This window comes from Streptomyces sp. NBC_00354 (assembly GCF_036106915.1).
Lineage (GTDB): Bacteria > Actinomycetota > Actinomycetes > Streptomycetales > Streptomycetaceae > Streptomyces.
The window spans coordinates 8,125,778-8,143,737 of sequence record NZ_CP107983.1; the positions used below are offsets into that span (position 1 = coordinate 8,125,778).

Annotated in this window: 20 protein-coding genes and 1 pseudogene; 9 read left to right on the forward strand and 12 right to left on the reverse strand. The window is 71.1% G+C overall.

The annotated features are described in order from the left end of the window. Complete coding sequence (locus tag OHT74_RS37310; RefSeq protein WP_328622736.1) at positions 1–543, reverse strand: hypothetical protein; 543 nt, start codon at positions 541–543, stop codon at positions 1–3. 172 nt (positions 544–715) lie between these two features. Between OHT74_RS37310 and OHT74_RS37315 the strand changes: the two genes are divergently transcribed. After that, positions 716–1,219, forward strand: coding sequence for a hemerythrin domain-containing protein (locus OHT74_RS37315; RefSeq protein WP_328622737.1), 504 nt, complete (start codon positions 716–718; stop codon positions 1,217–1,219). Between the two features lie 55 nt (positions 1,220–1,274). Here the strand turns inward: OHT74_RS37315 and OHT74_RS37320 are convergent, their stop codons facing one another. Beyond that, the gene (locus OHT74_RS37320) at positions 1,275–1,451 is read right to left on the reverse strand and encodes a hypothetical protein (RefSeq protein ID WP_328622738.1); all 177 of its coding nucleotides are present in this window, start codon (positions 1,449–1,451) and stop codon (positions 1,275–1,277) included. Between the two features lie 117 nt (positions 1,452–1,568). On the opposite strand from OHT74_RS37320, the gene OHT74_RS37325 reads away from it, so the two are divergent. Both OHT74_RS37325 and OHT74_RS37330 read left to right on the forward strand, forming a co-directional pair. After that, complete coding sequence (locus OHT74_RS37325) at positions 1,569–1,778, forward strand: hypothetical protein (RefSeq protein WP_328622739.1); 210 nt, start codon at positions 1,569–1,571, stop codon at positions 1,776–1,778. 474 nt (positions 1,779–2,252) lie between these two features. Further along, positions 2,253–2,486 (forward strand): hypothetical protein, encoded by a 234-nt coding sequence (locus OHT74_RS37330; RefSeq protein ID WP_267002341.1) that lies wholly within the window; start codon positions 2,253–2,255, stop codon positions 2,484–2,486. Positions 2,487–2,667: 181 nt separating this feature from the next. Here OHT74_RS37330 and OHT74_RS37335 read toward each other — a convergent pair whose 3' ends face one another. After that, positions 2,668–3,396, reverse strand: a complete 729-nt coding sequence (locus OHT74_RS37335) for a VOC family protein (RefSeq protein WP_328623474.1) — start codon at positions 3,394–3,396, stop codon at positions 2,668–2,670. Positions 3,397–3,616: 220 nt separating this feature from the next. On the opposite strand from OHT74_RS37335, the gene OHT74_RS37340 reads away from it, so the two are divergent. The 3 genes and pseudogenes from OHT74_RS37340 to OHT74_RS37350 all read left to right on the forward strand — a co-directional run. Next, positions 3,617–3,850 (forward strand): DUF6479 family protein, encoded by a 234-nt coding sequence (locus tag OHT74_RS37340; RefSeq protein ID WP_328622740.1) that lies wholly within the window; start codon positions 3,617–3,619, stop codon positions 3,848–3,850. Between the two features lie 82 nt (positions 3,851–3,932). Further along, positions 3,933–4,283 (forward strand): methyltransferase domain-containing protein, encoded by a 351-nt coding sequence (locus OHT74_RS37345; protein ID WP_328622741.1) that lies wholly within the window; start codon positions 3,933–3,935, stop codon positions 4,281–4,283. A gap of 8 nt (positions 4,284–4,291) precedes the next feature. After that, positions 4,292–4,450: pseudogene (locus OHT74_RS37350) on the forward strand (iron-containing redox enzyme family protein); the annotation flags it as partial. Here OHT74_RS37350 and OHT74_RS37355 read toward each other — a convergent pair. The 8 genes from OHT74_RS37355 to OHT74_RS37390 all read right to left on the reverse strand — a co-directional run bounded on the left by OHT74_RS37355 (position 4,390) and on the right by OHT74_RS37390 (position 10,213). Continuing rightward, on the reverse strand, positions 4,390–4,563 hold the full coding sequence (locus OHT74_RS37355; protein ID WP_328623507.1) for a hypothetical protein: 174 nt from the start codon (positions 4,561–4,563) through the stop codon (positions 4,390–4,392). The pseudogene OHT74_RS37350 and the gene OHT74_RS37355 sit on opposite strands and share 61 nt — an antisense overlap. 77 nt (positions 4,564–4,640) lie before the next feature. Continuing rightward, on the reverse strand, positions 4,641–5,222 hold the full coding sequence (locus tag OHT74_RS37360; RefSeq protein ID WP_328622742.1) for a DUF2231 domain-containing protein: 582 nt from the start codon (positions 5,220–5,222) through the stop codon (positions 4,641–4,643). A gap of 379 nt (positions 5,223–5,601) precedes the next feature. Next, the gene (locus OHT74_RS37365) at positions 5,602–6,972 is read right to left on the reverse strand and encodes an NAD(P)/FAD-dependent oxidoreductase (RefSeq protein ID WP_328622743.1); all 1,371 of its coding nucleotides are present in this window, start codon (positions 6,970–6,972) and stop codon (positions 5,602–5,604) included. Positions 6,973–7,049: 77 nt separating this feature from the next. Further along, on the reverse strand, positions 7,050–7,172 hold the full coding sequence (locus tag OHT74_RS37370) for a hypothetical protein (protein ID WP_266671105.1): 123 nt from the start codon (positions 7,170–7,172) through the stop codon (positions 7,050–7,052). 108 nt (positions 7,173–7,280) lie between these two features. Then, positions 7,281–7,745, reverse strand: coding sequence for an ATP-binding protein (locus OHT74_RS37375; protein WP_328622744.1), 465 nt, complete (start codon positions 7,743–7,745; stop codon positions 7,281–7,283). A 153-nt stretch (positions 7,746–7,898) separates the two neighbouring features. Continuing rightward, positions 7,899–8,846: a sensor histidine kinase gene (locus tag OHT74_RS37380; protein WP_267002351.1), complete on the reverse strand. Its 948-nt coding sequence runs from the start codon at positions 8,844–8,846 to the stop codon at positions 7,899–7,901. Beyond that, the gene (locus OHT74_RS37385) at positions 8,843–9,277 is read right to left on the reverse strand and encodes an STAS domain-containing protein (RefSeq protein WP_328622745.1); all 435 of its coding nucleotides are present in this window, start codon (positions 9,275–9,277) and stop codon (positions 8,843–8,845) included. Before OHT74_RS37385 ends, OHT74_RS37380 begins: the two co-directional genes overlap by 4 nt. Positions 9,278–9,286: 9 nt before the next feature. Further along, positions 9,287–10,213 carry an RNA polymerase sigma factor SigF gene (locus OHT74_RS37390; protein ID WP_443047636.1) on the reverse strand — a complete coding sequence of 309 codons (927 nt, stop codon included), beginning with the start codon at positions 10,211–10,213 and terminating at the stop codon, positions 9,287–9,289. Positions 10,214–10,434: 221 nt separating this feature from the next. Here OHT74_RS37390 and OHT74_RS37395 point away from each other — a divergent pair, with 221 nt between their 5' ends. Then, positions 10,435–10,782: an STAS domain-containing protein gene (locus tag OHT74_RS37395; protein WP_267002355.1), complete on the forward strand. Its 348-nt coding sequence runs from the start codon at positions 10,435–10,437 to the stop codon at positions 10,780–10,782. A gap of 27 nt (positions 10,783–10,809) precedes the next feature. Here OHT74_RS37395 and OHT74_RS37400 read toward each other — a convergent pair whose 3' ends face one another. Then, on the reverse strand, positions 10,810–11,181 hold the full coding sequence (locus tag OHT74_RS37400) for an ATP-binding protein (RefSeq protein ID WP_328622746.1): 372 nt from the start codon (positions 11,179–11,181) through the stop codon (positions 10,810–10,812). A gap of 324 nt (positions 11,182–11,505) precedes the next feature. Here OHT74_RS37400 and OHT74_RS37405 point away from each other — a divergent pair, with 324 nt between their 5' ends. Both OHT74_RS37405 and OHT74_RS37410 read left to right on the forward strand, forming a co-directional pair. Beyond that, entirely contained in the window at positions 11,506–15,531 is a 4,026-nt protein-coding gene (locus OHT74_RS37405; protein ID WP_328622747.1) for a HAMP domain-containing protein, read from the forward strand. After that, entirely contained in the window at positions 15,528–17,948 is a 2,421-nt protein-coding gene (locus tag OHT74_RS37410; protein WP_328622748.1) for a SpoIIE family protein phosphatase, read from the forward strand. The genes OHT74_RS37405 and OHT74_RS37410 overlap by 4 nt, the downstream gene beginning before the upstream one ends. Positions 17,949–17,960: the final 12 nt, after the last annotated feature.

The window sequence follows — 17,960 nt, forward strand, 5'->3', positions numbered from 1 at the left end:
TCATCGGCTCCTCTGATCGGAGAGCAGCTCCTCGAACAGGGCGCGGTAGTGCACCATCGCCCCGCGCAGCTCCTCTGTCGTCGCCTCTCCCGCACCGCTGCGCACCTTGACGGCATGGGCGGCCCGGTACTCCTCGAGCGTGCGCCCGTGCTCCACCGACAGGTCCCGCAGCTGCCCGTCGTACCCCTCGGTGGGATAGCCGCGCTCACCCATCAGCCGGGTCAGGAGCTCGTCGGCCTGCGCCACGGAACCTTCCGGCCGGTCCACGAACTGCTGCTGCACGCGCGTCCACTCGTCCGCGTACTGGTGGCGGCGCTCGGGCGACAGCTCCTTGATGTCGAGCTGGTCGTGCCGCTCTTCTCGGGCGCGCAGATCCCGCTCGGCGGAGCGCTTGTCGCCCCGCTCCTCGACGGTGCGGTCGTACTCCGGCCCGAACTGTTCACGCAGGTGGCGTCGCCGGGACAGCGTCCACAGCAGCGCCGTGAGCGCGAGCACGACGACCGCCGCCACGACGATGACGGCTATCAGCGAATTGGTTGACATCTCCGGCCTCCGTTCCGGGGGCTCTTCTCTCTTGACGCGGCTGCCCCGGTGGGCGCCGTGGAAACACGTACGGGCGGCGCGGACCAGGGCAGCCGGGTTTGAACTCACCGCCATCGAGCAGGCGCCGAAGCGAAGACGCGAGCAGGAAAACCGAGAGCAGGAGGTACGGGGCATGGCCGTGGACAAACAGGAGAACCAGGACGTCGTCGCCGTGATCCTCGAGGACCACCGCACGATGGAGGACCTCTTTCGCCGGATGCGCAGTGTGGAGGAGGACCGGGCAGGCGCCCTCGCGAAGCTCTCTGCCCTCCTCATCGCGCACGGAGAGGCCGAGGAGTCCGAGGTGTACGGCGGGCTGAAGAGGTTCAAGGACGTCGACAACGAGGAGGTCGAGCACGGTACCGAGGAGCACGCCGAGGGCAACGAGGCGCTCCTGGCGCTGCTCGAGGTGTCCGAGGTGGGTTCCGACGAGTGGGACGCGCGCCTGGAGGACCTGGTCAAGGCGGTCTCCCACCACCTCGACGAGGAGGAGCGGACGATCCTCAACGGTGCCAGGGAGAACGTGCCGGACGAGCGGAGGGCCGAGCTCGGGGCGGCGTTCCTGCGGGAGCGGCAGCGGCAGCTCGAGGCCGACTGCGGCAGCATCGGGAACGTGCGCGCCGTCGTACGGGGATGACGGCGACGCGGCGGCGCCGGGGCCCGAGCAGGGCCAGGGCGAAGGCGTGGTTCCCCTACCCGGTGCCGGCCGCGGGCCGGGCGGTCCCCTCGGGCGTCGGCAGGGACGACGAGACGCGCAAGACCGTGTGGGTCGCCCTCGCCGCGAACCTCGCCATCTGGGTGGCCAAGGTCATCGGCGGAGTCGTCGCGGCCTTCGTCACCGACGGCTGCTTCTCGGTCTTCCAGGGCATCGAGGCCTTCCGCTCCGGCGGTTCCGCATCGCGCGACGGCTACGCCATTGGCCTTGCCGTCCTCGTAGGCGCCCTGGCCACCGAGGGAGCCTCTCGCTCGTCCTGGCACAGCTCCAGGTGCGCCGCGCCGCGCAGGCCGCGGGCCGCAGCATGGCGGCCGAGATCCGGGCGGGCCGCGCTCCGGCCCTGCGCACCGTGCCGGCCGCCGAGGACGGCACTGCTTGCACCGGTGTCCTGGCGATAGTCGGCATCGCCTTGCACATGACGCCCGGAGAGATCGCGTACGAGGCGTGCGCCTCCGTCCTGATCGGCGTCCTGTTCGTGTAGGTCGCGTACACGCTCGGCCGGGCGGCCAGCGTGCAACGGGTGGGCGAGGCGGCTGATCCCGGCATCCAGCGGCAGGTGCGCGACTTCCTGACGCGACAGCCGGAGATCGACATGGTCACCGCGTTGCTGACCATGCGTACGCGGGTCGTTGGCACAAGCTGGACCGGGTGTTCCTCGACGCCACGGACGCAGCGGCAACCCGCCGGGCGCCGCCGCCGGGCACCCCTGATGCCTTCCGGGGTTGCCTGTCGGCCCGAAGCCGGCGGTGCCCGCTGCGAAGAGGTCGTAGGGCTTGCCGACCTCTCCCTCGGGGGGTGGCAGCAGCCCCGTCACGTCCTCCACGACCGGGCCCGCCTTGGCAAGGGGCTGTTGGTTCTGATGGCGGGGCCGCAGACCGAGAGGGTACGGACAAAGCGTCTGAGGGAGACGGGGCGGGGTAGCCGCTGGAGACCAGCACCAACGAAGGAGGACAAGATGACGGCTCACGAAAAGCCCCGGGGCCGCCCGCGTACCACCCCGTCGGAGGCAGTGGGGGAGAGCGGCGATCGCGAGGCCCGGGAGCAGGCGGATGACGCCGTCCTCCGGCGTTCGGGCAGGGGTGACGCGGATGCCGGGGGTCATGTGGCCAAGCGGCAGCGCCCGGGCATCGGCCGCGAGGAGCAGGCGCGCCCGGACGGCCCGCGGCCGTCGGGCGGCGAGGAGCACTGAGAACGGCGTGAACCGCACCCCGCGCTTGGCCATCGCGGCCATCGTCCGCCCGGCGGGCAGTTGGGACCTGGACCGAGCGGGGAACAGGAGACGGGATGCCCCGTCCACAGCCCGGACCGTCCGGCCCCTTGCCGGTCGGCCCGGCCATCGCCGTGCGCGTCGTCCCACGTGATCTGCGGGGTCAGTCCGGCGGGGCGAAGACGGTGAACAAGGCGCCCTCCGGGTCACTGAGGGCGACCCATCGGCCGGCGCCGGAGGTCTCGGCCGAGGACATGATCCTCCCGCCGGCGCCGGTCGCCGCCTCCACGGCGGCCTCCAGGTCGGAGACCCGGAAGTGGACGTGCCAGCGCGGGCGGATCTGCGGGTCGGGATCCTCGTCCACCGCGCCGCTGCTGATCTGCGCGACGACGTCGTTGCCGTGACGCAGGACGACGATGTCCTGCTCGTAGGCCACCACGCAGCATCCGGGGGGCTGGCCGGCCCAGTCCAGGACCTCCCCGTAGAAGATGGCGGCTGCGAATGCGTCGCGCGTACGCAGTTCCAGCCAGGCGGGGGCTGTGCCGCGGCCCACTCTCCAGCCCCGGATGACCTCGCCCTGCCAGAGTCCGAAGACCGCCCCGGCGGGGTCCGCGGCAAGGGCGGCACGGCCCGTACCGAAGGACAGCGGGCCCACCGCCACGGTGGCGCCGCGCTCACGGATGCGTGACGCAGTCACATCGGCGTCGTCGACGGCGAAGTACGGCGTCCAGGCGGCGGGCAGCGACGGGCTCTGGGCGAGAGCCCCGATCCCGGCGACCGGAGCGCCGTCGCGGAACGCGAGGGAGAGCCCCTCGCCCAGCCGGGTCCGATGGAAGGTCCAGCCCAGCACGGCACCGTAGAACCGTTGCGCGGAGTCGGGGTCCCGGGTCAGCAGGCTCACCCAGCAGGGTGCCCCACGGACCTCATGGCTTGACGTGGACACAGCTTCCAGCCTGCCTCATTCGCTGCTTGCCTGTACGGACACCATCACCGTAGTTCCGTCGGGAGGCTACGGCCGCTGGGCGAGGCACCCACGCGTCCATCAGCCGGATCCTTGCCCCCGTCCGGGAACGCTGCCCCGTAAGCCTGCCGATCACGGGTAGGCGCCAGTCGTGATTGTCACCGAGATCCTCGCGGACGAAGGCCGGGGCCCGCTCTTCCTCATCCTCGCCGGAGTCGGCGTGGTCGTCCTCCTGATCGGCGCCGTCTGGTACGGCAGCCGGCGTAGTGCGCGGCGCAGGGCCCCGGCCCGGTCGGCAGAGCAGAACCCCGTGGCGCAGCGGCGCCAGGACTCGTGGCAGACGCCGGACGATGACGCGGGCGGGCAGGGGTCGCCGCGTCGGTGAGCCCCGCCGTGGAGCGGGGTGCGGCCCCGCTCCGGCCCTTGAGGCCCGATACGAGCGGTGCCCGTCGCTTCAGGAGGCCGAAATGGCTATTGCCTCGGGAAGGATGTCCGGCGGGCTGTTGGCCCTTCCGGGTGTATTTCGTGCTCAGGCGGACGCCCGATTCCTTGTCGAAGCCCTTTCGTACGAAGACCTCGGGACCGGTACGGACGCCCTGGAGATCGGGACCGGCACGGGCGCCCTGGCCCTGCATGCAGCGGGCCGGGGCGCCCGGGTCACGGCCGTCGACGTCTCCCGGCCCGCCGTGGTCACGGCACGCTTGAACGACCTGCGGCGGCGGCTGCCGCTGCGGGTGCTGCACGGCGACCTCGCTGCGCGCACCGTCGGCCGCCGCTTCGGCCTTTACCGAGCTGTCCGACGGGCCCCGATCGGTTGAGGAGGCCCGAGTACGACGAGTTCGGCGGCGGCCGCGCCGACCGCATCCGCGCAGGGCTCTTCGCGAACCTCATGACCGACCTGGACCTGGATCCGACCTTCGGCCGTTACCTCGACCAGGCCCGGCTGGCCAAGGCCATGCGGCGCTGCGCCGCCGGTCCCGCCGCCGGGCCGTGCACGGGGTCGCCGTCCGCCCGCTCGAGCAGCGCCTCGGTGCCGTGGCCCGGTGATCCGAAGGCCGTGCCCGAGCCGATGAACGTGCCGGGCTCGAAGCGGTCCATACACACGGAGCGCCACGCTGAAGGAAGGGCAGGCCCCGTCCGCACGCCGGCTGCGGTGGACGGTGCCGCGGTCTTGCCTAGGTTGCGGGATGTGCTCCGACGGCCTGTCGATAGGCCACGTGCCCGCCCAGCGCACCGGTGACGGCCACTGCCGTCAGCCCGCCCCATGACCACAGCCTGCCCTTCGTTGAGCAGCCGCGGAGCCGAGCCGCCAGGGACGCGGTGTAGCAGGCCACCGCAGCCACGTTGGAGACCGCGTGGGCCAGTCCGACCCGTGCCTGCTCGGGCGGCAGGTCCGCCCAGTCCGCCCAGCCGGCGACCGCTGCCGGGGCGACCCCGGCCAGCCCGACGGCGGTGAGGGTCGTTGCCGCGCGCTGTGTACCCGGTACGACGTCCAGTACAGCGGCTGACAGCCAGCAGCCGATCGGTACCTGGACCAGCACGGGATGCACAGGGTGGCCCAGCGGCCTGCCGCGCAAAAGATCACGCATCCCGCCCAGGGGGAGCGCGCGGATTCCGCGCTGGAGAACCCCGATCGCCGGATCGGCCACCGTCGTTCGTTCGAGCCGGTCCAGGGCCGTCAGCCACCATGCGGATGCAGTGTCGAGTGCCGCGGTGTGCCCGGCCGTCGTCGAGGTATCGAGGGTGTGTGTGTCCATACACGACGCCTACCCGGCATTCGGCCGCCATCCCGGCATGGCCTCGACTGCACCCGAACGGCCTGCCTGCCAACGGGGGCGTCGCTGCCGGATGCGTGTGCGGGTTGCGCCGTCCCCGCCTGACGGAGGACACGATCCTGCGGAGCGCGGCGATCATTCTGCTCGTCGTCGCGGCCGGTCTCCGGATCCTGGGAGCGGCCGGTGACGCCGCCGGTGGCCGCCGACACCACGGGTAGCGCCGGTACGACGACGTCGTCTCCAGGATCCGGGACCAGGAATGCCGCAGACCCGGCGGTCCGCCCCACCGCGGGAGACAACGCGAGGCCCGCCCGCTGCGGGCCGCCGGAATCGCCCGGGCGGTCGATCGGCTGGACAGCCCCTACGGAAGGCGTCCCGCACGCAGGGAGGCCGTGTGCTCGCGGACCTGTTCGGGCGTCAGGTACGCATCGGTGTGCTCGAACTCCCGCAAGGTCGACGGCCTCCAGGCCTGGAAGCCCGTCCGTACGAAGTCGTCGCCCGCCACCGCGTTGAGGATCCAGTTCGTCAGCACCCTCGTCCTCGCCACATTGGTGCGCAGCGCCGCCCAGTGGTACCCCCGAGCCACCGCCTGCGCGGGCAGGCCGTGCAGCTCGATGCCGAGCGGCCTGGAGACGGCGTCACGTCCGCCCAGGTCCACCACGAGCCCCAGGTCCTTGTGTCGATACGGCAGGAGCGGCTGGTGGCGCAAGGCCGCAATGAGGTTGTCGGCGGCCCTGCGTCCTTGCCGCTGGGCGTGCTGGGCGGTGGGCGGGCAGACCGCCCCTTCCCCGCCTGCGGCGAGGTCGGGAACCGCGGCCGCGTCGCCGAGCGCGAGGACTCCCGGAAGGCCGGGCACCGTCAGGTCGGGGGCGACCACGAGCCGCCCGCGATCGGTTTCGGCCTCCAGCGTGGCGATGAGCGGGCTGGCGGTCACCCCGGCAGTCCAGATCAGAGTGTGGCTGCGCAGGACGCGGCCGTCGGTGAGCGTCACCTCGTCCGGCCCAGCTTTGGAGACGGAGACGCCGAGCGACACCTCGATGCCCCGCCGACCCAGCACGTCCAAGGCTGATTTGCCCAGTTTCTCGCCGAGTTCGGGCATCAGCGTCGGCGCCTTGTCCACGAGGTGCCAGCGGATCTGCCGCGGGTCCAGGCGCGGGTAGCGCCGGACCGCGTGGTGGGTGAGCCGCTGCAGGCAGGCCGCCGTCTCGGTGCCGGCGTAGCCGCCGCCCACGACGACGAAGCAGAGCCGTGATGCGCGCTCCGCCTCGTCCTCGCAGGCGTCGGCGAGATCGAGTTGGGCGATGACGTGGTCGCGCAGATGGGCGGCCTCCGCGAGGGTCTTCATACCGCGCGCGTACTCGGCGAGCCCGGGGATGTCGAAGGAGCGGGTGACGCTGCCCGGGGCCAGAACCAGGTGGTCGTAGCCCTGTGAGGTCAGCTCGCCCGAGATCTTCCGTACGACGCACACCTTCGCCCGGGTGTCCACGCCGACGGCGCCACCCGGAACGATGCGTGTACGGTGCCGGCGGCTGCGGCGCAGGGACACGGCGATCGACTGCGGGGTCAGGACCCCGGCGGCCACCTGTGGCAGTAGTGGTAGATAGAGCTGGAAGGAGGACGGGGCGATGAGGGTGATCTCCGCCTCGGTGGGGGAGAGCCGCCGTTCCAGGCGGCGCACGCACTCCACGCCGGCGAATCCGGCGCCCACCACGAGAACCTTCGGACGTGCCATCGATGTCATGGTGTTGCTTCCCTCCCGGGCCTGCTGAGGCCACTGACTCCTGCGCACCTGCCCCCGAGCGGGCATTCCTATCGGTGCCGGGCCAGCGTGTGGACCAGGACGAGGAGGGCGAGGGCGATGACGGCCAGGTGGAGCCAGGCGGGGCCGGGCGTCGGGGCCAGGGCCAGGGAGGTGAGCGGATTCGCGTTCATACCGCGCGCCTGCCCGCGTCTGCCGCAATCACGCGCCCGTACGGGGACGCAGGTGCGGGACGGCCAGTCAGTACGACCGCGTTGAGGTGCAGGACGGACCCGGCCGGGTCACCGGCCCGTGGACCTGCCCGAGGTCAGCCGGGACGCCTCGATCTCCGCCCAGACGGCCTTGCCGTTCTCGTGGGTGACGGTGCCCCACCGATCGGAGAGACGCTCCACTATGTACAGGCCGTGGCCACCCGGGAGGCCTCGCTGCGGTGACGGGTGGCGCCGGGGCGGCGTGGTCGTGCCGTCGAAGACCTCGATCCGCAGGACCTCACCGGCCGTGAGCGCGAGTTCGACGCAACCACCCGCGTGCAGCGACGCGTTGGTCAGCAGTTCGGACACGAGGAGCAGGGCGTCCTCGGCGGTCGCGTTCCCGTTCCAGCCCCAGTCCTGCAAGGCCTGGCGCGTGAAATCGCGGCCCTTGGCGACATGGCCGCGGACGCCGGACAGGGCGAGCCGACGGCGCTGCCCCGCAACGGAGAGACCGGTACGCAGCGGATCGCCGGTTTCCGGTCCGATGGTTTCCACTGTGGACTCTCACCCCCGCCGTTGACGCTGGTATCTGTTCGCGGGCACCGTTGCGGTCCCGCCGGCCTCTTCACGGTCGGTGTCCTGAACCTTCCGTACCCCCCGGAACCCGGACAACGAGTGTGCCGGCGTCAGTCTAGGGGAGCTCCGGCTTCAAGGGGTTGCCATGTGCAGTCTCAGAGTGAAGCCGCTGTCCGAGGCGCGGATCTCGACCAGGTCGCACAGCTGATGGATCATCCACAGACCGCGGCCGCCGTTGACCGACGCCAGGGATGGCCGGCGGCGCCCCGCCAGCGGGTCGGCCAGGCGGCCGCTGTCGCGGACGTCGGCCACGATCCCGGCACCGGTGCTCCACAGCCGGAGCGAGCCCCTCCCGCCCCCGTGGGAGAGGGAGTTGGCGGCGGCCTCGCTGACCGCGAGGATCAGATCGCCGCGCCGCGCCGCGCTCAGGGCCGTGCGGCGGGCCCAGGCCTCGGTGTGGTCGCGCACAGTGCCCAGCTCCCCGTGGGCGTACTCGAGCCAGGGCGCACCGCCGTCGGGTTCGGGCAGGGGGTGATCGCAGTCGGCGCAGACCGAGGGGGCGTCGGCGTAGTCCGGGCTGAGCAGGTCCTCGCCCTTCTCGATCAATGTGGGATGTGTACGCCGGGCATCGGACACCACCGAGGCCGAGAGGCCCAGGACGTCGTACGGGCACAGGATGGTGGCCTGTCGCCCCGCGAAGGCAGTGTTGATCAGGGCCTCGTGGCGTGTGGCCTCGAGCATCTCGGCCTCCGATCGGCCGGGCCAGATCGGTTCGCCCACGATCCGGGCCGGCCGGCCCGCGTGCCGGTCGACGAATTCCTGCAAGGCGGCCAGGATGCGGCCGGGATTGCGGCCCAACTGCGTCATGTCCGTCCAGGTGACCTCGGCCGTACCCGCGTCGAGGCTCTCGCGCAGAGCGTCCAGTTGCGGGCCGGGCACGGCCACGAGCACCGGCTCGTCGGCCGCGAGGGCGGCACGCACGAACCCTCCCACCCCTGCCAGGTACTCCTCCTGCCCCTGGTAGAAGAGGGCGGGGTGGACGAAGGCCCCGGGGGCGGCGGGCGCAGGAAGGTTGATCATGCTGCGACCTCCAGCGCGGCACATTCGTCCGGGAACAATTCCACTACCTTGCGGAGCGAGTACGGCGGGTGGTGGAGCAGCAGGCGGCGCCCCTGCCCGGTCACGGTGGCGGCGGCTTGCAACAGGGCGGCGACCGCTGCCGTGTCGAGGAAGGCCACGGCGGAGAGATCGAGGTGGACGACCGGGCCGGGGATCCGGGTGACGACGCCGAGCGCCGCGCAGAGGATCGGCCGCGTGTCGAGGTCGCAGCTGCCGCTCAGGAGGGCACCGGGACGGTCGCGCAACGGCCGGGCGGTCAGCGTCGGCGCCGTACCCGGGCTCGCCCCTGCGGTCGCACTCCTTACGACCGCGTCCGCCCACACCACGTCGTCGTAGAGCGCCTGGGCACCGCCGGGCGGGACGGGCCGGTCGTGTCGGCCGGGGGATGGCATGCCTGCTGCCTACGCCGAGAGCATTCCGGCGCGCAGCCGGGTCAGGGTCCGGGACAGCAGACGCGAGACCTGCATCTGCGTGATGCCGAGTTCGGCGCCGATCTCCGCCTGGGTCTTCTCCTGGCCGAAGCGCATCTGCAGGATCAGCCGGTCGCGGTCGTCCAGCTGCTCCAGCAGGGGTGCGAGGGTGTGGAACTCCTCGAAGAGTTCCATGGCGGGGTCAAGGTCACCGAGCTGGTCCGCCAGCGGCCGAGTCGTCCGGCTCGTCGTCGACGGCTCGTCGCCTTCGGCGACGGTGGTGTCCAGGGAGCCGCTCGTGTAGCCGTTCGCGGCGACCAGCCCGTCGATGACCTGTTCCTCGGTGAGTTCGAGGTGCTGGGCGACCTCCTTGACCGTCGGGGCCCGGCCCAGGACGTCGGTCAGTGCCTCCCGGGCTTTGGCGAGCTCCGTACGCAGTTCCTGGAGGCGGCGGGGGACGTGCACGGCCCAGGTGGTGTCGCGGAAGTACCGCTTGATCTCACCGGTGATGTAGGGGAGGGCGAGGGTGGAGAACTCGACCCCGCGCTCCGGGTCGTAGCGGTCGATGGCCTTGATGAGGCCGATGGTCCCCACCTGGATGATGTCGTCCATGTCCAGACTGCCGCCCAGGGTTCGGGCGCGGAAACGCCGCGCGGCGAACTGCACGAGGGAGAGGTTCATCTCGATCAGGGTGTTGCGGGCGTACTGGTACTCGCGCGTGCCCTCTTCCAGGGAGCGAAGCCTCCCGAAGAAGACTTTCGAAAGTTCGCGTGCGTCGGCGGGCGCCATCTCACGGGCGTTCTCCACCTGGAACAGGTCCACGTCCTGCGTTGGGGCTCCCACGGTGCCGGTCGGAGCGGGCGTGATCTGCGCGTCTGTTGCAGGCATGGGGCTTACGGCGGTGGCCGAGCGAGACATGGTGGCCGTTCCCTCCCGATTGACTGACGGCTGCCTGGGCGCTCCTGCCCGGACTTCGCGGTCTTACACGGACCTTGCCGCCTCCTTCGGGTCCGCCCCCAGCCGGGGAGGCGGTCTCGGCCAACGGTGCGTGTGCCGCGGTCTCGGCGTCCCTCGTCCGGTCTGTGAGCAGGCATACTCCCTTGCGGAGGCCGTACAGGTGACGATCCGGGGAGGCGGACATGACCGGAGCACGGGACGCGTACCACGAAGGCGTGGTCGGGGAGAGCTACCCGGCCGGGGCCGGGTGGGTGGTGGCCGCGCAAGGGGAACTCGACCAGGACACACTGGCCCCGCTCGAGGAGGCGCTCGTCTCTGCAGCGGATCAGCACCGGCTGGTGGTGCTGGACGCGGGCTCCGTCACCTTCGGCGACTCGTCGTTCCTGAACCTGCTGCTGCGGCTGCACCATCTCACCACCCTACGGATCGCCGCCCCCTGCGAGCAGCTGCGCCGTTTGTTCGCCCTGACCGGTGCCGATACCGTCCTCTCCCTGTATCCGACCGTCGAAGACGCCCTCGACGCGTCTTGACCGGCGCGGATCGGCCCGGGCAGTCGGTCAGCCGGTGTGGGGGCCGGGTCCGCCCCGGGGGCGGAAGCACGCCGTGACCGCCTTGCCGCCGTGGCATGAGTGGACGCTCCAGGAGTCGGCCAGTGTGGTGACGATACCCAGCCCCCGACCGGACGTGGCGCCGGCATCGGCGTCGGTCACCGGCGGGCTGGGCAGGTGGGGGTCGGAGTCGGCGACGCTCACATGGAGGCACGCGCCGTCCCACGTGAGTACGAGGTGAGCGGTGCCGACCGCGTGCAGGTGGGCGTTCGTGACGAGCTCGGAGACGCTGAGGAGCACGGAATGCACCGTGTCCGCAGCCCAGTTGTTCCACGGCAGCGACGCCAGGTGTACGGCGGTCCACTGCCGTGCTGCCCGCACCCCCCTCGAAATCGGAAACGAACGTGCCCAGCCCACTGCCTTGACCGCCAATGCCCTCACCCCACTTCGTCCGGTGTGGTGTTTGTCACCGGTTCGTCTACCCGCCTCTTTCGCAAACACCGCGCGGCTTGCGCACCACTGTGCGGAAGCGCTGCTTCAGACTGATCGCCTGTGCCTTATCGTCCGTTCGGCGGCGATAGCCTTCATCGGCCGAACGTGCGGCGAAAGCGGAACCTGCGGCCGGGCCACGGGATCCGGTGCGCTCTTGTGCCGTGTTCCTGTCCCGCGCGCCGGCACGGTCGTTTCCTAGAGTGAGGTTGGCGGATGGCTGAGCGGACGGGCTCGGAGTCACTGAGCGGGTCGACGGCGCTTCAGGGCGAGGGCGAGGGCGGGATCGGCGAATCGGAGCTGCGCCTGCTGCTGGCCGGACTGACAGCCGTGCGGGACGGGGATTTCCGTACCCGGCTGCCGGATGCGGCCGACGGGCTGCTCGGGGAGATCGCCACCGTCTTCAACGGGATGGCCGACCAACTGTCGCTGTTCACCTCCGAGGTGACGCGGGTCGCCCGTGAGGTGGGCACCGAGGGGACACTCGGCGGCCAGGCCGACGTACCGGGAGTCGGGGGCGCCTGGCTGGACCTCACGGATTCGGTCAATTTCATGGCCGGAAACCTCACGGCCCAGGTACGTTCCATCGCGCAGGTCGCGACCGCCGTGGCCAAGGGCGACCTCTCGCAGAAGATCACCGTCACCGCGCGGGGGGAGATCCTGGAGCTGAAGGAGACCATCAACACGATGGTCGATCAGCTCTCAGGGTTCGCCGGGGAGGTCACGCGGGTGGCCCGCGAGGTTGGCACCGAGGGCAGGCTCGGCGGTCAGGCGGACGTCAAGGGGGTCTCCGGTACCTGGAAGGACCTGACGGAATCGGTCAACGTCATGGCCGACAACCTGACCGCCCAGGTGCGCTCGATCGCCGAGGTCACCACCTCCGTTGCCCAGGGCGATCTGACGCAGAAGATCCGGGTGGACGCGCGCGGGGAGATCCTGGAGCTGAAGGAGACCATCAACACGATGGTCGATCAGCTCTCAGGGTTCGCCGACGAGGTCACACGGGTGGCCCGCGAGGTGGGGACCGAGGGCAACCTCGGCGGCCAGGCCACCGTACGGGGCGTCTCCGGCACCTGGAAGGACCTCACCGACAACGTCAACGTCATGGCTTCCAACTTGACCGGACAGGTGCGGTCCATCGCCCAGGTGGCCACCGCCGTCGCCCGCGGGGACCTCTCTCAGAAGATCATGGTGGAGGCGAAGGGCGAGGTCGCCGCGCTGGCCGGCGTCATCAACACGATGGTCGACACGCTGTCCGCGTTCGCCGACGAGGTGACGCGGGTGGCCCGCGAGGTCGGCACCGAAGGCCGGCTCGGCGGCCAGGCACGGGTACCCAATGTCGCGGGCACCTGGAAGGACCTCACCGACAACGTCAATTCGATGGCGAACAACCTCACGGGCCAGGTCCGCAACATCGCCCTCGTCACGACGGCCGTCGCCAACGGCGATCTGTCCAAGAAGATCGACGTGGACGCCCGCGGGGAGATCCTGGAGCTGAAGACCACGATCAACACGATGGTCGACCAGCTCTCCGCCTTCGCCGCCGAGGTCACCCGGGTCGCCCGCGAGGTCGGCAGCGAGGGCCGGCTCGGCGGCCAGGCCGAAGTCGAGGGCGTCTCCGGCACCTGGAAGCGCCTGACGGAGAACGTCAACGAGCTGGCCGGCAACCTGACCCGCCAGGTCCGGGCCATCGCCGAGGTCGCCAGCGCGGTCGCCGAGGGCGACCTGACCCGCTCGATCACGGTCGATGCCTCGGGCGAGGTCGCCGAACTCAAGGACAACATCAACTCCATGGTCGGTTCGCTGCGGGAGAGCACCCGGGCCAACCAGGAGCAGGACTGGCTCAAGTCCAACCTGGCCCGCATCTCGGGCCTGATGCAGGGCCACCGGGATCTCGCCGTTGTCGCCGAACTCGTCATGGACGAACTGGCGCCGCTCGTTGCCGCCCAGTACGGCGCCTTCTACCTCGCCGAGGACCGCCCCGGCGGCACGGTGCTCACCCTCGTCGGTTCCTACGGCCGTCCCGCGGATTCCGAGGTGGGCACCCGGTTCGCCCTCGGCGAGTCCCTCGTCGGGCAGGCGGCCCGCAGCCATCGGATCATCGCCACCGACCAGGTCCCCGGCGACTACGTCATCTCCTCCGGACTGGGACACACCACCCCGGGCAGCCTGATCATCCTGCCGATCGTGGTGGACGACCAGGTCCTGGGGGTGATCGAACTCGCCTCTTTCATCGCCTTCACCCCCGTACACCGTGACTTCCTTGCCCAGTTGATGGAGACCATCGGCGCCAACGTCAACACGATCGTCGCCAACGCGAGGACCGACGAGCTCCTCGGCGAGTCCCAGCGACTGACCGGCGAACTCCAGGCGCGCTCGGAGGAACTCCAGGTCCAGCAGGAGGAACTCCAGCGCTCCAACGCGGAGTTGGAGGAGAAGGCTGCCCTCCTCGCCAGCCAGAACAGCGACATCGAAGCCAAGAACCTGGAGATCGAGCAGGCCCGGCAGGAACTGGAGACCCGTGCACAACAGTTGTCACTGGCTTCCACCTACAAGTCCGAGTTCCTGGCCAACATGAGCCACGAGCTGCGTACCCCGCTCAACAGCCTTCTCATCCTCGCCCAGTTGCTCGCACAGAACCCGTCGCGCAACCTCACCCCCAAGCAGGTCGAGTACGCGGGCATCATCCACTCGGCCGGCTCGGACCTGCTCCAGCTGATCAACGACATCCTCGACCTGTCGAAGGTCGAGGCCGGAAAGATGGACATCAATCCCGAGCGGGTGGACCTGCCACAGCTTCTCGACTACGTCGATGCCACCTTTCGGCCGATGACCATGCAAAAGAGCCTGGACTTCACCGTCACCACCGCCCCCGACGCCCCCGACGACCTGCTCACCGACGACTCGCGGCTGCGCCAGATCCTGCGCAACCTGCTGTCCAACGCAGTCAAGTTCACGGAGCGCGGCGGCGTCGAGCTCCGTATCGAACCGGCGACGGCCCCCGAGATCCCCGCCGGGCTTCCCCGACGCGGACCCGTGCTGGCCTTCCGAGTACGGGACACGGGCATCGGCATCCCCGAGCAGCAGTTGGAGTCCGTCTTCGGGGCCTTCCAGCAGGCCGACGGCACCACCAGCCGCAAGTACGGCGGGACCGGCCTCGGCCTTTCCATCAGCCGCGAGATCGCCCAGCTCCTCGGCGGGTCCGTGGTCGCGGAAAGCACACCCGGCCAGGGCAGTACCTTCACCCTCTACCTGCCGGTCAGCCGCGCGGACTACGAGGACGCCCCCCATACCGACGCTCCTGTGCCGTTCGCGCCCGGCGGCACGTCCGGGGCGGCCGGTCCGGGCCGTCCGGGCACGCCCGTGCTCCCGGCGCAACGGCGGGCCCGCCGCCTGCTGGTGATCGAGGAACGGCCGAACGGCCTGCTCTCCCTCGTCGCCGGGAGCGCCGCGCTGGACTTCGCTCCCCGCCATGAGGTGACGGGGGAGCGCGGCGGGATCCAGGTGGTCAATGCCACGAGCTCGCGCGAGGCCGCCGCCGCCCTGGCATCCGACCCCTTCCACTGCGTGGTCCTGGAACTGGACATGCCCGACGGCGAAGCGCTGCGCTTCCTCGACGCGCTCCAGGGAGACCCGGCCCTCTCCTCGCTCCCCGTCCTCGCCCACAACAACCCCCGGGTCAGAACAGGTCAGGAGCAGGCCCTGCGGGAGCGGTCCGCATCACTCCACGTGGAACTGCTGTCCAGTCTGGACGAGCTGCGGGAACGTATCGCACTCCACGTGTCTGCCGAGCAGCCGGGGGACGTGCTGCCCCCCGTACACGGCGTCACGGAGCGGCAGCAGGCCGCCCGTGTGCTCGACGGCGACCTGGCAGGACGCACCGTCCTGGTCGTCGACGACGACGCACGCAACCTCTTCGCCCTCAGCGGGATCCTGGAACTGCACGGCATGCACGTGCTCCACGCCGAGGACGGCCGCAAGGGCATCGACGCCCTCACCCACAGCACGGGTGTCGACCTCATCCTGATGGACGTGATGATGCCCGAACTCGACGGCTACGCCGCCACCGCCGAGATCCGGCGGATGCCGGCGTACAAGGGCCTGCCCATCATCGCGGTCACCGCCAAGGCGATGCCCGGGGATCGGGAGAAGAGCCTCGCCGCGGGAGCCAGCGACTACGTGACCAAGCCGGTGGATGCCGATGACCTCATCGCCCGCGTCCGTCACTGGCTCACGCGATGACCGGGGACACGCAGCGGCACGATGATGCGCGCCCACAGCGAGCGCCGGTCGGTGATCAGCCCGCGCGCGCCGTCCCGCGCCAGGCACCGACCCCGGAGGGGCGCCTCGTCTGTACGGTCGAACGGCTGCGCCGGGAGGTGCTGGAGGCGCAGGCGGCCGCCGACGGCCGAGCCTTGGTCGAACTGGCCAAGGGCATTCTGATCGGGCAGCTGCACTGCACCCCGGCCGCGGCGGCACGGCAGCTCGACGTGTTGTGCCGTGACAGCGGGATGTCCCCCCTGGAACTCGCCGCCGACATCGTCAACCAGGCGTCCCGTGACCACGTCAGCGAGATCGCCGCCGAGTTCGTCGAGCGCACCGGTGCGGCCGGCGACCCGGCCGTGCAGCACTCCGCGGTTTCGGTCCGGCTGCGCACCGCCGAGAGCGGCATGCTGGCCGCCGCCGACACCCAGGCCGTGGCCGAGTCCCTCCTGACGAACGCCCTGGGCCCGCTGGGAGCGGTCGCCGTCGCCGTGTGGACCGCGGTGCCCGACGGCTCGCTGGCCCTCGCCGGCCACGCCGGATTCCGCCCCGGGGAGGCCGCCCGCTGGCGCCACGTACCCCCGGGCGTCTCCACCGTCGCCCGCCTCGCGCTGCGGGAGCGCCGACTGGTCACCCTCGCCCGCCTCAAACGCGAAGGGCTGCCCTCGATCGGCCACCTCCAGTGGCCCGACGGCGGACGGATGGCCGTACCCACGGGGACGGGCGGACGGATCCACGGCGTCCTAGAAATCTGCTGGCCGCAGCCCCTGGCGCCACAGCCACCGCAGATCGAGCGCCAAGTCGAGGCCCTCGCCGAGCTGTGCGCCCGCACCATGGATGCCTCACCCCCGCGCGACCTCACGACCACCGAGGCGGTGCTCCCGGACGTCGCCGAGCTCATCGACCTCGCCGAGGGACTCCAGGATCCCGCCGTCGTGCTCACTCCGGTCCTCGACCCCGAGGGCCGGCTCAGTGACTTCCGTATCCGGCATGCCGGCAGCCGGTTCGTCGACCCGGTGGGACGGCCGCGCGGTGACGTCAACGGTGCGCTGCTGCTGGAGGCCTATCCGACGGCCGCCGGCGACGGCGGCCTGTTCGACATCATCGAGCGCGTGCACGCGACGGGCGAGCCCTTCAGAGCTGAACGCATGAGCCTGACCGCGCTCGTCGACCAGATCCCGCTCACCTCGGTCGCGGACATCAGCGTCAGCCGTCACGGCGCCGCCGTCCTGCTGATCTGGCGGATCGAGGACGAGACGGCCCGGCTGGCCGACATCCTCCAGCACGCCCAGCGCCTGGGCCGGATCGGCGGTTTCGAGGAGAACCTCGCCACCGGAGAGACCACCTGGAACGCGCAGCTCTACGCGCTTCACGGACTCCCGGCCACCGCGCCCCCGGTACGGCTGCAGGAACTGCCCGGCTACGCCCATCCGGACGACTCCGCCGCCCTCGTCCGCTTCCTGCGGGCGGTGCTCCGCCACCGCCGTCCCGCCTCGGTCAATCTCCGCCTCCAGCGGCCCGACGGAATCACCCGCCACATCCGGGTCGTCGCCGAGCCCGTCCTCGACGCGGACCAGCAGCTGTACGCCGTGCGCGGCGCCTACCAGGACATCTCCGCCCAGCACTGGACCGAGGTCGCGCTGGCCGCGACCAGGGACCAACTCGCCCACACCGAGGCCGAGTCCGCCGAACGCAACCGGCTGGCCCTCCAGCTCCAGCACGCCATCATGCCCCCCACCCCACCGGCCATCGAGGCCCCGGGCCTGCGGGTCGCCGTCCGCTACCGGCCGGCCGAGACCGAGTCGCTCGTCGGCGGTGACTGGTACGACACCGTGGTGCTGCCCTCCGGGCTGATCATGCTGTCCGTGGGCGATGTCGCCGGTCACGGCATCGAGGCGGCCACCGGCATGGTCGTGCTGCGCAACGCCCTGCGCGGCCTCGCCGTGACGGGTGCGGGCCCCGCCCAGCTGTTGTCCTGGCTGAACACGGTCACCCATCACCTGGCCAAGCACGTGACGGCCACGGCTGTCTGCGGCCTCTTCGACCCGAGCACCAGGGTGATGCGCTGGGCGCGCGCGGGCCACCTGCCGCCCGTACTCGTCCGCGGGGGCGAGGCCGACGCCTTCCCCCTCATCGAGGGCCTGCTCCTCGGAGCCCTGCCCGACGTCACGTACGTCGAGCGGGAGGTGCAGCTCGAACCGGATGACACCCTTCTGATGTTCACGGACGGGCTGGTGGAACGGCGGGACTCCTCGGTGCAGGACTCGCTCCGCCATCTCGTGAACGCGGCGGGCGCCGGAGCCGGGGATCTGGACGGGCAGCTGGACCGCCTCCTCGCCGAGAGCCGGTCCGACACGGACGACGACACGTGTCTGATCGGCATCCAGGTCGGCTGACACCGCACCGCG